At 70.4% G+C, this 13,854-nt stretch carries 11 protein-coding genes and 1 pseudogene; 11 read left to right on the top strand and 1 reads right to left on the bottom strand.

All coding sequences use genetic code 11. The annotated features are described in order from the left end of the window. Window positions 1-14: 14 nt before the first annotated feature. The 11 genes and pseudogenes from RN02_RS26025 to RN02_RS25980 all read left to right on the top strand — a co-directional run bounded on the left by RN02_RS26025 (window position 15) and on the right by RN02_RS25980 (window position 12,245). On the top strand, window positions 15-1,685 hold the full coding sequence (locus tag RN02_RS26025) for a DUF1302 domain-containing protein (RefSeq protein ID WP_009620186.1): 1,671 nt from the start codon (window positions 15-17) through the stop codon (window positions 1,683-1,685). A 14-nt stretch (window positions 1,686-1,699) separates the two neighbouring features. Then, window positions 1,700-3,067, top strand: coding sequence for a DUF1329 domain-containing protein (locus RN02_RS26020; protein WP_043317969.1), 1,368 nt, complete (start codon window positions 1,700-1,702; stop codon window positions 3,065-3,067). A 129-nt stretch (window positions 3,068-3,196) separates the two neighbouring features. Beyond that, window positions 3,197-4,258 carry a WD40/YVTN/BNR-like repeat-containing protein gene (locus tag RN02_RS26015; RefSeq protein WP_043317967.1) on the top strand — a complete coding sequence of 354 codons (1,062 nt, stop codon included), beginning with the start codon at window positions 3,197-3,199 and terminating at the stop codon, window positions 4,256-4,258. Between the two features lie 3 nt (window positions 4,259-4,261). After that, window positions 4,262-6,733: an efflux RND transporter permease subunit gene (locus RN02_RS26010; RefSeq protein ID WP_043317966.1), complete on the top strand. Its 2,472-nt coding sequence runs from the start codon at window positions 4,262-4,264 to the stop codon at window positions 6,731-6,733. Between the two features lie 160 nt (window positions 6,734-6,893). Then, window positions 6,894-8,084, top strand: a complete 1,191-nt coding sequence (locus RN02_RS26005) for an MFS transporter (protein WP_043317964.1) — start codon at window positions 6,894-6,896, stop codon at window positions 8,082-8,084. A 71-nt stretch (window positions 8,085-8,155) separates the two neighbouring features. Then, window positions 8,156-8,728: a cupin domain-containing protein gene (locus tag RN02_RS26000; RefSeq protein ID WP_043317963.1), complete on the top strand. Its 573-nt coding sequence runs from the start codon at window positions 8,156-8,158 to the stop codon at window positions 8,726-8,728. Beyond that, on the top strand, window positions 8,725-9,717 hold the full coding sequence (locus tag RN02_RS25995) for a fumarylacetoacetate hydrolase family protein (RefSeq protein ID WP_043317960.1): 993 nt from the start codon (window positions 8,725-8,727) through the stop codon (window positions 9,715-9,717). Before RN02_RS26000 ends, RN02_RS25995 begins: the two co-directional genes overlap by 4 nt. Next, window positions 9,708-10,691 carry an NAD-dependent epimerase/dehydratase family protein gene (locus RN02_RS25990; RefSeq protein WP_043317958.1) on the top strand — a complete coding sequence of 328 codons (984 nt, stop codon included), beginning with the start codon at window positions 9,708-9,710 and terminating at the stop codon, window positions 10,689-10,691. Before RN02_RS25995 ends, RN02_RS25990 begins: the two co-directional genes overlap by 10 nt. Continuing rightward, a complete protein-coding gene (locus RN02_RS25985) occupies window positions 10,688-11,473 on the top strand; it encodes a cyclase family protein (protein ID WP_043317956.1) in 786 nt (261 codons plus the stop codon). The genes RN02_RS25990 and RN02_RS25985 overlap by 4 nt, the downstream gene beginning before the upstream one ends. Window positions 11,474-11,476: 3 nt before the next feature. Continuing rightward, a pseudogene (locus RN02_RS32795) lies at window positions 11,477-11,626 on the top strand (NrsF family protein); the annotation flags it as partial. Between the two features lie 379 nt (window positions 11,627-12,005). Next, window positions 12,006-12,245, top strand: coding sequence for a hypothetical protein (locus tag RN02_RS25980; RefSeq protein WP_009620201.1), 240 nt, complete (start codon window positions 12,006-12,008; stop codon window positions 12,243-12,245). A gap of 22 nt (window positions 12,246-12,267) precedes the next feature. On the opposite strand, the gene RN02_RS25975 is transcribed toward RN02_RS25980, so the two are convergent. Next, window positions 12,268-13,839 (bottom strand): GGDEF domain-containing protein, encoded by a 1,572-nt coding sequence (locus tag RN02_RS25975; RefSeq protein ID WP_043317953.1) that lies wholly within the window; start codon window positions 13,837-13,839, stop codon window positions 12,268-12,270. Window positions 13,840-13,854 lie beyond the last annotated feature (15 nt).

Below are 13,854 nucleotides of genomic sequence, written 5' to 3'. Positions count from 1 at the left end.
AAGAGGTGACCTCGATGTCCGCTGACAAGCGTGCAACCGCGCGGCCGCTGCCGCCGCTCAAGCCCCTCACCCTGGCGCTGCTGGCCCTGGCCGCCGGCCACGCCCAGGCCTTCGAATTCGACACCGGCAACCCCGACTTGCGGGCGCGCTGGGACAACACCCTGAAGTACAGCGCCGCCTGGCGCACCCAGGACGCCAGCAGCAAGCTGAGCGAGGGCCAGACCGCGCTGAACCTCGACGACGGCGACCGCAACTTCGACAAGGGCCTGATCTCCAACCGCCTGGACCTGCTCTCCGAGCTGGACGTCACCTACGGCGACGTCGGCGCGCGGGTCAGCGGCGCGGCCTGGTACGACGACGTCTACAACCGCGGCAGCGACGCCAACGACCCCAGCCGCGCCAACAGCTACTCGGTGGACTACGACGAATTCACCGACGACACCCGTACCCTGCACGGGCGCAAGGGCGAACTGCTCGACGCCTTCGTCTTCGGCAAGACCGAGCTGGCCGGCATGCCGCTGTCCGGGCGCCTGGGCCGGTACGCCATGCAGTGGGGCGAGAGCCTGTTCTACGGCATGAACGGCATCGCCGGCGGCATGGCGCCCATCGACGTGGTCAAGGGCCTGTCGGTGCCCAACACCCAGTTCAAGGAACTGATCCGCCCGGTGCAGCAGGTCTCCGGCCAGCTGCAGCTGACCCCGGACGTGTCCATCGGCGCCTACTACCAGTTCGAGTGGGAGGCCAACCGCCTGCCGGCCGCCGGCAGCTACTTCTCCACCGACGACTTCTTCGGCGACGGCGCCGAGCGCATGTACATCGGCTCGCCGGTGATGCCCGGCGGCCAGCCGCTGGCCTTCTACCACGGCAACGACAAGGAGGCGAAGGACTCGGGGCAGGGCGGCGTGCAGCTGCGCTGGCGCACCGAGACGGTGGACTGGGGCCTGTACGCCATCCGCTTCCACGACAAGTCGCCGCAGCTCAACGTGCGCAGCGACTTCGCCAACCTCAACCCGCTCACCGGCAAGGCCGGCGAGTTCTACTGGGTGTACCCCGAAGGCATCAGCGCCCTGGGCGGCAGCTTCTCCACCACCCTGGGCAACTTCAACGTCGCCGGCGAAGTCTCCACCCGCTGGAACCAGCCGCTGGCCTCCACCAACCAGCACGCCCTGGCCGTGGGCGAGGCGATCAACAACAGCGACGACCCGCTCTACGCCACCGGCCGCACCCTGCACGCCAACTTCTCCTGGCTGGCCAGCCTTGAGCCGAACTTCATCGCCGGCGAGTCGAGCTTCCTCGGCGAGATCGCCTGGAACCGGGTGCTGAGCGTGAGCAAGAACCGCGACGCCATCGACCCCAACGCCGACCGCGACGCCACCAGCCTGCGCCTGGTCTACGAGCCGATGTACCGGCAGATCTACCCGGGCCTGGACCTCTCGGTGCCGCTCGGCGCCAGCTACACCAACGGCGCCTCCGAGGCCCTGGGCACCGGCTTTGGCAGCGACCACGGCGGCGACATCAACATCGGCCTGAAGGGCAACTACCTCAACACCTGGAGCCTGGGCCTGACCTACACGCACTACTACGGCCCGGAAAACACCTTCCTCGACGCCGACAACCACTACACCTTCGAACAGTCGCTGAAAGACCGCGACTTCATCGCCTTCACCGTCAGCCGCACCTTCTGACCGAGGACTGCCCGATGAAACACAACAAGAAAGTCGTTTCCCTGCTCACCGCCCTGAGTGCCTCCCTGCTGTTCGCCCACGGCGCCCTGGCCGCCGTCTCCGCCGAAGAGGCGGGCAAGCTCAGGACCACGCTCACCCCGCTGGGCGGCGAGCGCGCCGGCAACGCCGACGGCAGCATCCCGGCCTGGACCGGCGGCTACACCCAGGCCGACCCGGCCTACAAGGACGGCGGCAAGCGCGGCGACCCCTTCGCCGCCGACAAGCCGCTGTTCACCATCACCGCGCAGAACATGGCGCAGTACGCCGCGCAGCTCACCCCCGGGGTGCAGGCGATGCTGAAGAAGTACCCCGACAGCTACCGCCTGGAGGTCTACCCGACGCACCGCAGCGCCGCCGCGCCGCAGTCGGTGTACGACGCCACCTTCGCCAACGCCACCAGCGGCAAGCTGGTGGACGGCCCCGCCGGGCTGATGCCCGAGGGCGCCGCCGGCGGCATCCCGTTCCCGATCCCGGGCAGCGGTGCCGAGGCCATCTGGAACCACCTGCTGCGCTGGCGCGGCGCCTCCTGGCACGCCAGCTTCACCCAGTACCTGACCACCGCCGACGGCAAGCACGTGCTGACCAACGACTCGCGCGCCGACCTGCAGATGCCCTGGTACCTGCCCGGCGGCGCCGGCGAGCGGGGCGTGTTCTGGTCCATCCGCATGATCAACGACGGCCCGCCGCTGCGCGCCGGCGAGGCCATCACCGGGCTCGAGAACCTCAATGCCGACAAGACCACGGTGTGGACCTACCTGCCCGGCCAGCGCCGCGTGCGCCGCCTGCCCAACGCCTGCTGCGACACCCCGACGCCGGCCACCGCCGGGGTCCTGAGCTTCGACGAGCTGTACGTGTTCGACGGCCGCGTCGACCGCTTCGACTGGAAGCTGGTGGGCAAGAAGGAGATGTACATCCCGTACAACGCCAACAAGGTGTTCACCGCCGCAGGCCCCGAGGCGCTGCTGGACGCGCACCACCTGAAGTCCGACGCTCTGCGCTGGGAGAAGCACCGCGTCTGGGTGGTGGAGGCGACCCTGAAGAACGGCCAGCGCCACGTGATGCCCAGGAGCACCTACTACCTCGACGAGGACACCTGGACCGCCGTGCTCGGCGAGCGCTACGACGCCCGCGGCCAACTGGCCAAGGTGCTCTGGACCTCGCCGGTGGTGCTGCCCGACCTGCCTGGGGTGGTGACCCTCACCAACGGCTTCTACGACCTGCTCTCCGGGGCATGGTTCGCCGGCGACCTGTTCGCCGGCAAGAGCGAGCAGTACCGCATCGTGCCGCCGTACAAGGACTCGGTGTTCACCGCCGACGCCATGGCGGGCGAGGGCGTGCGCTGAGCGTTAGCACCCTGCTCCTGTAGGAGCGCGCCCTGCGCGCGAATCGCGGGCAGGGCCCGCTCCTACGGGAGACCTCGCGGTACCCGGCCTCGACAGGCCCGACTACAAGAAAAACCAAGGTTGCGTGCGATGAACAAAATGCTTTCCGGCCTGCTCCTGGCGGCCTGTTGCGCCCTGCCGCCGGCTTTCGCGGCAAGTCCCCCGGACGTGCTGGCGCAGCCCGCCGTGCAAGGCCCCCAGGCCCAGCACGCGGTGCTGCAGGACGTCACCCGCGCCGGCAACCGCCTGGTGGCGGTGGGCGAGCGCGGCGTGGTGCTGCTCTCCGACGACAACGGCGCCAACTGGCGCCAGGCGAACTCGGTGCCGGTCAGCGCCAGCCTGGTCGCCGTGCAATTCGTCGATGCGCGCAACGGCTGGGCCGTAGGCCATGCCGGCGTGGTGCTGTACAGCGACGACGGCGGCGAGCACTGGAGCCTGCAACTGGACGGCAGGCGCGCCGCCGCCCTGGAACTGCAGGCTGCCGAGGCCTCGGCCGATGCCGGCCGCGTCGCCGCTGCCCAACGCCTGGTGGCCGACGGCGCCGACAAGCCCCTGCTGGCCGTGCATTTCAGCGACGCCCGCCATGGCCTGGTGCTCGGCGCCTACGGCCTGGCCCTGGCCACCGCCGACGGCGGCCGCAGCTGGCAGTCGTGGATGGGCCACCTGCCCAATCCCCAGGGCCTGCACCTGTACGCCGTGGCGGGGCAGGGCAGCGACCTCTACATCGCCGGCGAACAGGGCCTGCTGCTGCGCTCGCGCGACGCGGGCGAACACTTCCAGGCGCTGCAGGGCCCCTACGAGGGCAGCTACTTCGCCGCCGCCGTGCTGCCCGGCGGCCGCCTGCTGGTGGGCGGCCTGCGCGGCAAGCTGTTCGCCTCCGACGACGGCGGCGCCAGCTTCCAGGCCCTGGCCAATCCCATCCCGGCCTCGCTCAACGGCATCCGCGTGGCCGGCGGCCAGCTGCTGCTCGCCAACCAGGCCGGCATGCTCCTGCGCAGCGGCCTGGGCGAGTTCGCCGCAAGGCCGCTGCCGGTCTCCGACGGCCTGCCGCTGAGCGCCGCCACCGTCGCCGCCGATGGCGCCCTGGTGGCCGTCGGCATGGCCGGCGCGCGCCGCCTGGCGCCTTCTTCCTCCTCCAGCACAGCGGACTGAGCCATGCACGCCCCGACTTCCCCCGCGCCGTCCAGCGGCCGCCTCGACGACTTCGACAGCGCTTCCGGCTCGCTGCTGGAACGCGCCCTGTTCAACCACCGCGGGCTGGTCCTGCTGCTGTGCCTGGCGGCGACCCTGCTGCTGGGCTGGCAGGCCACGCGGCTGACGCTCAACGCCAGCTTCGAGAAGATGATCCCGCGCGAGCACCCGTTCATCCTCAACTACCTGGACCACCGCCAGGAACTGGCCGGCCTGGGCAACGCCGTGCGCATCGCCGTGGCCAACCCCGCGGGCAGCATCTACGACAAGCACTACCTGCAGGTGCTGCAGCAACTCAACGACGAGGTGTACCTGCTGCCCGGCGTGGACCGCGCGGCGATGAAATCGCTGTGGACGCCGTCCACCCGCTGGACCGGCGTGACCGAGGACGGCCTGGAAGGCGGCCCGGTGATCCCCGACGGCTACGACGGCGGCGGCGCCAGCCTGGAAGCGCTCAAGCGCAACGTCGAACGCTCCAACGAGATCGGCCAGCTGGTGGCCTTCGACCAGCGCTCGAGCATCCTCTACGTGCCGCTGCTGGAGAAGACCCCCGACGGTGTGGCGCTGGACTACACCACCTTCGCCCATGAGCTGGAGGCCCTGCGCGGCAAGTACCAGGCCCGGGGCGTGGACATCCACATCACCGGTTTCGCCAAGGTGGTAGGCGACCTGATCGACGGCCTGAAGCAGATCCTGCTGTTCTTCGCCGCGGCCATCGCCATCACCGCCGCGGTGCTCTACTGGTACACCCGCTGCGTGCGCAGCACGGCGCTGGTTGTGCTGTGCTCGCTGGTGGCGGTGGTCTGGCAGCTGGGCCTGCTGCCGCTGCTGGGCTACGAGCTGGACCCGTACTCGGTGCTGGTGCCCTTCCTGGTGTTCGCCATCGGCATGAGCCACGGCGCGCAGAAGATGAACGGCATCATGCAGGACATCGGCCGCGGCATGCACCGCCTGGTCGCCGCGCGCTTCACCTTCCGCCGGCTGTTCCTCGCCGGGCTCACCGCGCTGCTGTGCGACGCGGTGGGCTTCGCGGTGCTGATGATCATCCGCATCCAGGTCATCCAGGACCTGGCGGTGATCGCCAGCCTGGGCGTGGCGGTGCTGATCTTCACCAACCTGATCCTGCTGCCGGTGCTGCTGTCCTACATTGGCGTCAGCCCGAAAGCCGCGCGGCGCAGCCTGCGCGCGGAGGAGGCCGAGGCGAGCGGGGCGGACAAGCACGCCGTGTGGCGCTTCCTCGACCTGTTCACCCGGCGCCGCTGGGCGGCCGCGTGCATCACCGTGGCTGCGCTGCTGGCCGCCGGCGGCTACGCGGTGAGCCTCAACCTGAAGATCGGCGACCTCGACGCCGGCGCCCCGGAACTGCGCCCGGACTCGCGCTACAACCGCGACAACGCCTTCGTCACCGCGCACTACGGCGCCAGCAGCGACGTGTTCGCGGTGATGGTGCAGACCCCGGCCGGCGCCTGTTCGGCCTACGACACCCTCAAGCGCGTCGACGACCTGGACTGGCAACTGCGCGGCCTGGCCGGCGTGGATTCGACCAACTCCCTGGCGCTGCTCAACCGCCGGGTGCTGGTGGGCCTCTCCGAGGGCAGCCCGAAGTGGTACGAACTGGTGAATAACCAGGCCACCCTGAACATGGTCACCGCCAACGCCCCGCGCGGCCTGTACAACGACGACTGCAGCCTGCTGACGCTGTACGCCTACCTCACCGACCACAAGGCCGACACCCTGGCGCGGGTGGTCGACAGCGTGCAGGCCTTCGCCCGCGACAACGACAGCGAGCAGGCGAAGTTCCTCCTCGCCGCCGGCAGCGCCGGCATCGAGGCGGCCACCAACATCGTGGTCAGGCAGGCCAACCACGACATGCTCTGGTGGGTCTACGGCGCGGTCATCCTGCTCTGCCTGGTGACCTTCCGCTCCTGGCGCGCGGTGCTCTGCGCGGTGCTGCCGCTGGTGCTCACCTCGATCCTCTGCGAGGCGCTGATGGTGGCCCTGGGCATCGGCGTGAAGGTCGCCACCCTGCCGGTGATCGCCCTGGGCGTGGGCATCGGCGTGGACTACGCGCTGTACGTCATGAGCATCGTCCTGGCCCAGCTGCGCCAGGGCGCCAGCCTGTCCAGCGCCTATTACCGGGCGCTGCTGTTCACCGGCAAGGTGGTGATGCTCACCGGCGTGACCCTGGCCATCGGCGTGGGCACCTGGATCTTCTCGCCCATCAAGTTCCAGGCCGACATGGGCGTGCTGCTGGCCTTCATGTTCGTCTGGAACATGGTCGGCGCCCTGGTCCTGCTGCCGGCGCTGGCCTACTTCCTGCTGCCCCGGCGCCAGGCGCAACCCGCCGTGCCGGCGCACCAGCTGGAGGAAGTCCACCACGACCGCGACTGCTGCGAGCCGAATACCAGCCAGAGGACCGCCCGATGCCATGCCTGAACCCATCGAATGCCGGCTTCACATGTAGGAGCGCCCCCTGGGCGCGAATCGCGGGCAGGGCCCGCTCCTACAGGTGCGGCAGGAACACCTGCGTAGGATGGGTTGAGCGAAGCGATACCCATCGCCACGACCCCATGGATTTCCGGCGTGGAGGTGCGCAATGACCACCCAACGCCCCGCCGGAACAGCCCAAGCGCTGCTCCTGCTGTTCGGCAGCTGCCTGCCTGTGCTTGGCGCTGTGCTCATCGCACCGGTGCTGCCGCGCATGCAGGCGCACTTCGCCGAAACCCCCGGCGCCGCCGTGCTGGTGCCGGTGGCGCTGACCCTGCCGGCGCTGGTGATCGCCTTCCTGGCGCCGCTGGCCGGATTGCTCGCCGACCGCGTCGGCCGGCGCCCGCTGCTGCTGGCCAGCATGCTCCTGTACAGCCTGTGCGGGGTGCTGCCGCTGTGGCTGGACTCGCTGGGGCCGATCGTCGCCAGCCGCGCCGGCATCGGCCTGGCCGAGGCGGGCATCATGACCTGCTGCACCACCCTGATGGGCGACTACTTCGACGGCCAGCGCCGCGAGCGCCTGTTCGCCCTGCAGATGGTCGCCACCTCGTTGTCCGCCGCGCTGTTCATGGGCCTGGGCGGGGCGCTGGGGGAGAGCGGCTGGCGCACGCCTTTCGCGCTCTACGCGGCGGGCCTGCTGTGCCTGCCGCTGATGGCGGCGCTGCTGTGGGAGCCGCAGGTGCGCCATGCCGGGCCGCTGCGCGCGGACGCCGGACGCTTCCCCTGGGCCGCGCTGGCGCCGCTGTACCTGCTGACCCTGCTGGCCGGCGTCAGCCTGTTCATCGTCCCGGTGCAGGCCGGCTACCTGCTGCAACTGCTGCACGTGGACGCCCCGCAGCAGGTGGGCATGACCATGGGCGCCAACCAGCTCGGCGTGCTCGCCGGGGCCCTGGCCTTCCGCCTGCTCGCCGCGCTGCCGGCGCGGCGCCTGCTGGCCCTGGGCTTCGCCACCGCCGGCCTGGGCGGCGCGCTCATGGCCCTGGCCGACAGCCACGCGCCTATGGTGTTGGCGGTGCTGGTCAATGGCCTGGGCGTGGGCCTGCTGCTGCCGACGCTGATCACCCAGGTGATGCTGCAGGTCGGCTTCCACCAGCGCGGCCGCGCCACCGGCGGCTTCACCGCGTCCATCTTCGCCGGCGAATTCCTCAGCCCGCTGCTGGTGCTGGCGATCACCGGCGGCGCCAACCCGCACTTGCCCCAGGCCTTGCTGGCGGTCGCCATCGGCCAACTGGTGCTGGCGCCGCTGTGCCTGGTGCTGCTGCGCCGTGGCCGGCCGGCGCCGGTGGCGCAGGCGCTATGAACGAACGTTTCTCCCAGGCCGCCCAGGCCGCGTCCGGCCCGTGGGCGGAACCCCACCGCAAAGGAGTCAGCATGCAACAGCTTCCCGAATTCAAGCGCGTAGTCACCGGGCACGACGCCCAGGGCCAGGCAGTGGTCGCCAGCAGCGGTCCGACGCCCAACGTCTTCCCGCTCAAGGCGGTGCCCGGCACCGTGTTCTACGAGGTGTGGAGCAGCGCCGCCAGCCCGGCGCCGCTGGACAACGGCGACGACCCGACCAACCAGCCGCTGCAACTGAGCCCCGGCCCGCTGGGCAGCGTGATCCGCGTGGTGGACATCCCGCCGGACAGCCTGCAGAACCAGGTCAGCGCGGAGGACGCCGCGGCTGCCTTCGCCGAGATCGGCCAGGCCCATGCCGGCACCGGCAAGGCCGATTCGAAGCACAAGCTGATGCACCGCACCGAAACCCTGGACTATGGCATCGTCACCGAAGGCGAGCTGTGGCTGGTGCTCGATGAGGGCGAGGTGCACCTCAAGCGCGGCGACATCGTGGTCCAGCGCGGTACCAATCACGCCTGGAGCAACCGCACCGAGCAGATGGCGCGGATGGTCTTCATCCTCCTCGACGGCCGCTACGCCGAGGCGCTGAAGGAGCTGCTGCCATGAAGCTCGCCAGCCTCGACGACGGCAGCCGCGACGGCCGCTTGCTGATGGTCTCCCGCGACCTGCAGCGGGCGGTGTCGGCCGGCGCCATCGCCGCCACGCTGCAGGCGGCGCTGGACGACTGGCCCGCCGTCGAACCCGCCCTGCAACGCCTTTACCAGCGCCTGAACGCCGACGAGGCGGATGGCGCCTTCGCCCTCGACCCGGCGCAGCTGGCCGCGCCGCTGCCGCGCGCCTGGCAGTGGCTGGACGGCTCCTGCTTCCTCAGTCATGGCGAACTGATGCAGAAGGCCTTCGACCTGGAGCCCATCGACGGCATCGACAGCATCCCGCTGATCTACCAGGGCGCCGGCGACGACTTCCTTGGCCCGCGGGCGGACATTCCGCTGCCCAGCGAGGCCCACGGCATCGACTTCGAGGGCGAGTTCGCCGTGCTGGTGGACGCGGTGCCCATGGGCTGCCCGGCCGAGCACGCCCTGGCCCACGTGCGCCTGGTGCTGCAGCTCAACGACGTGAGCCTGCGCGCCCTGGCGCCGCGGGAAATGAAGACCGGCTTCGGCTTTCTCCAGGCCAAGCCCGCCAGCAGCTTCGCCCCGGTGGCGGTGACCCCGGACGAGCTCGGCGCGGCCTGGCGCGACGGCCGCGTGCACTTGCCGCTCAAGGTCGAGTGGAACGGCGAATGGTTCGGTCACCCCCACGGCGGCGCCATGCACTTCGGCTTCCATCAGTTGATCGCCCATGCGGCCCTGACGCGCAGGTTGAGCGCCGGTACCCTGATCGGCTCGGGCACCGTGTCCAACGCCGACCGCGCGGTGGGCTCGGCCTGCATCGCCGAGCGCCGCGCCATCGAGACCCTCGCCCAGGGCGCGCCGCGCACCGGCTTCATGCGCTTCGGCGACCGCGTGCGCATGGAGGCCCGCGGCGCGGACGGCGAAGCGCTGTTCGGCGCCATCGACCAGCGCGTGGTGCAAGGGGGCTGGCCATGCGCGTGATGGTCAGCGGGGCCAACGGCTTCGTCGGCCGCGAACTGGTCCGCCGCTTGCTGGAACGCGGCGAGCTGCGCGGGCGGCGGATAGACGCGTTGCTGCTGCTCGACCAGCAACTGGACGACCTGCCGGACGACCGCCGCCTGCGCCGCCACTACGGCAGCGTCACCGACCCGGCGCTGCTGCGCCGGGTGCTGGCCGACGGCATCGACGTGGTGTTCCACCTGGTCAGCGTACCCGGTGGCGCTGCCGAGGCGCAGTACGAGCTGGGCTACGAGGTCAACCTGCAGGCCAGCCTGGAACTGCTGCAGCAACTGCGCCACCGCGAGCGCCCGCCGGTGCTGGTGTACGCCAGCAGCGTGGCGGTATACGGCGGCGAGCTGCCGGCGCGCATGGACGAGGCGCAGCCGGCGCACCCGCAATTGTCCTACGCCGCGCACAAGCTGATGGTGGAAACCGCCCTGGAGGACCTGGCCCGCCGCGGCGAGGTGGACGGCCGCGCCCTGCGCCTGCCCGGCATAGTCGCCCGGCCGCGCCAGCCCAACGGCCTGCGCTCGGCCTTCATGAGCGACCTGCTGCATGCCTACGCCGCCGGCGAGCCCTACACCTGCCCGGTGTCGCCGCAGGCCAGTGCCTGGTGGATGTCGGCGCGCTGCTGCGTGGACAACCTGCTGCACGCCGCCGAGCTGCAAAACCCCGGCGCGCGGCGCGTGTGGCAACTGCCGGTGCTGCAACTGTCCATCGCCCAGGTGCTCGACGCCCTGGCCGCCGGCTTCGGCGAGGCCAACCGCGCGCGCATCGCCTTCGAGCCCGACGCGCAGCTGGAAGCGCTGTTCGGCCGCTTCCCGCCGCTGCGCACGCCGCAGGCCCGCGCCCTGGGCTTCCGCCACGACGGCTCGGCCGCCGCGCTGCTGCGCAACGCCCTCGACCTTGCGCCGCGCCGCAGCCGCGCGGCGGCCCGCAAAGGAGTTTCCGCATGAACCTGAGCAAACGCCGCCTGCTCGACCTCTCGGTGAGCCTGGACAACAACCCCTATACCGACCCGCCGCCGTTGCTGCCGAAGATCGACTACATGGACCACCAGCAGGGCTGGCCGGAAATGGCTGCGATGTTCCCCGGCCTGCGCAAGGAGGACCTGCCGGGCAACGAGGCCTGGGCCGCCGAGCGCCTGCAGATCACCACCCACAGCGGCACCCACATGGATGCGCCCTGGCACTACGCCTCGACCACCGACGGCGGCAAGCCGGCCTTCGGCATCGACGAGCTGCCGCTGGAGTGGTGCCTGCAACCGGGGGTGAAGCTGGACTTCCGCCACCTGCCCGACGGCCACGTGGTGACGGCGGCCGAAGTGGAGACGGAACTGGCGCGCATCGGCCACGCGCTGCAACCGCTGGACATCGTGTTGGTGAACACCCGCGCCGGCAGCCTGTTCGGCCAGCCGGGCTACCTCGAAGCCGGAGTCGGCATGGGCCGCCAGGCCACGCTCTACCTGCTGCAGCGCGGCGTGCGGGTGGTGGGCACCGACGCCTGGAGCTGGGACGCGCCCTTCAGCTTCACCCGCCTGCGCTTCGCCGAGACGGGCGATGCCTCGCTCATCTGGGAGGGCCACAAGGCCGGCCGCGACATCGGCTACGGGCAGATGGAGAAACTGGCCAACCTCGACCAGCTGCCGGCCGACGGCTTCCTGGTCAGCTGCTTCCCCTACAAGATCCGCCACGCCTCGGCGGGGTTCGTCCGCGCCGTGGCGATCTTCGAGGGCTGAGGCGGCACCGCCGGCGGCCTGCTGGCCGGCGCCATCGCCACTCTGGCCGGTCCGGAAATGGGTGTGCCCTTCTGGAGCATCTGGCACCTGCCGGGTATGCTCCTGCCGACGCTGCTGGGCGCCATGCTGGGGCCGCGTTTGTTGCGTTGGTGAGGGTGCCCGGGGTCGGCAAAAGCGTTCGATCCTGGCGGCCGTTCCCTCACCCCAGCCCTCTCCCAGAGGGAGAGGGGGCCGTTCGGAGTGGGCGGAGAGTTCGGCGTCATCCTGAAACGCCTAACCCCACCTCATGCCCGTCGAATCGCGGACGGAGTCCGCTCCTATGCTTACAGGAGTGCCCGGGCGTAGGGAGCGGACTCAACGCCCCCGCCCTACGTTCCTGCGTTCGCGGGCATAACGGGGCTGGGACCAGAGCCTGTAACCAAATTCCAACCAAACAAAAACCTACCCACACACTGCCGACTGTCGGCTCGTCCGCTGGCCAGGCCAAATCGGAGCTATTCCTGCACTGCTCCAGCCGACAATGGAGGAGGAAATGGAACGACTAAGGAAGGTGTTGCTGGCTTCTGCCATCAACGAGACGTCTGCCGTCCAGGTCTTGCGCCAGGCCGCGGCGGAGGCCGTCTCGCCCGTTACCGCCGCGGCCCTGCTCACCGCTGCGAAACGCCTCGAGGAGAATGCCGATGCGCTGCTTCATGCCGCGCATCGGATCGAACTCACATTGCACCCCGACACCCGGGAGGAGGGCGTGGCCGGGCTCGCGCCACTGGACTGAGCCTGCCTTGCCGGCGCGCTCGTCAGGCTGCGGTCGTCGAGGTCCCCTTGCCGTGGACCATCACCCGGTTCCTGCCGGCCTGCTTGGCCTGGTAGAGCAGCTCATCCGCCTCCTTGAGCGTGGCGGCGACGTCGGACCGGTCCGCCGTCCAGCAGGCCACTCCCAGCGACAGGGTGACCTGCCCGGCCGGGGGCATGACGGCCTCGGCCAGCGAGCGCCGGATCCGTTCCGCCACTTCCGCGGCGTCGGCGAGGCCGGTCAGCGGCAGCAGCAGGATGAACTCCTCGCCACCCACCCGGCAGGGCACGTCGCCGTCGCGGCAGTTCTGCCGCAGCAAGTCGGCGAAGGCCTGCAGCACCTTGTCGCCGACGTCGTGGCCGAAGGCATCGTTGACCCGCTTGAAATGGTCGATGTCCATGCTGATCACCGCGAAAGGCTTTTCCAGCAGCGCCCAGTCGCGCAGGCAGTCCTCCAGCATCCGCCGGTTCGCCAGGCCGGTCAGCGGGTCGCTGAGCACCTGGTGGTTGAGCTTGCCGATGCGCTCCTGGGTCAGCAGCGCGCCCTGGATCAGCGCGCGGCGGATGCGCCAGGCCTCGTAGTACCAGGCGCTCACCTGGCCGATGCCGCGGGAGTCGTCCAGTTGCTCGGCGTAGTCGGCGAGCCTGCTCAGGGGCTGGCTGATCCGCGAGGCGGCCCACCAGAGCAGGACCAGCCCCAGCAGGATCATCGGCACTATGCCCTGCACCACCTGGAGCATCAGCGCCCGCAGGGCGGCGAGGGGCGCGCTCATCGGTTGCTGGACGACCACCCCCCAGCCGCTGTTGGGCACCGGGGCATAGCCCGCCAGCATCTGCACCCCGTCGGCATCGGTGACCTGCATCGCGCCGCTCTCGCCGCGCAGCACGGCGTCCACCGCCGCGTTGCGGCCCACGGCCTTGCCGATGTGGTCGGCATCGGGATGGAACAGCAGGTGGCGGTTGCCGTCCACCAGGTACAGGTGCGAGGCGTCGGTCTGGAAGTGCTTGCTGACGATTTCGTTGAGCGCGTTGTTCTTGCGCAGGTAGATGGTCCCGCCGACCAGCCCCAGGTACTCGTCTTGCGGGCTGCGGATGGGGTGGGAGACGAAGACGATCAGGTTGCCCACCAGCGAATTGAAGGCCGGGCTGATCATCGCCTGGCGCCGCTCCAGCGGCTCCCGCGAGCGCAGGTTCTGGCCGGCCACGCTGAGCGCCGGCGGGTGCGAGGCGAGAATCCGGCCCTGGGCATCGGCGATCACCAGGGTGTTGAAGCTCTGGTCCTGCTCCGCCAGGCGCCGGGCCTCGGCCTGCATCGTCGCCCGGGAGGCGAAGTCCTTGCCCATCACCTGGGCGCTGTAGCGCAGCCGGCCGAGGTCGGCGTCGAGGCTCTGGCCGAGGGTCAGGGCGACTTTCGCCGCATAGGCGCGGTTGGTCTCCAGCGAATTGCGCACCAGCGTCTCGCGCTGGATCCGGTAGGTGGCATAGAGGTCGTTCAACAGCGTGGCGAGGATGGCCAGCGAGGTGAACAGCAGGATCAGCGTGCGCAGGTTGAGCTTGGGGATGGCCCCGGATGGCATGGACGTATTCCAGTG

The sequence above is a fragment of the Pseudomonas sp. PI1 genome (assembly GCF_000812405.1).
In the GTDB taxonomy this organism is placed as follows: domain Bacteria; phylum Pseudomonadota; class Gammaproteobacteria; order Pseudomonadales; family Pseudomonadaceae; genus Pseudomonas; species Pseudomonas citronellolis.
Note: the sequence above shows the minus strand (reverse complement) of the source record. Positions and strands in the feature narration are given on the sequence as shown.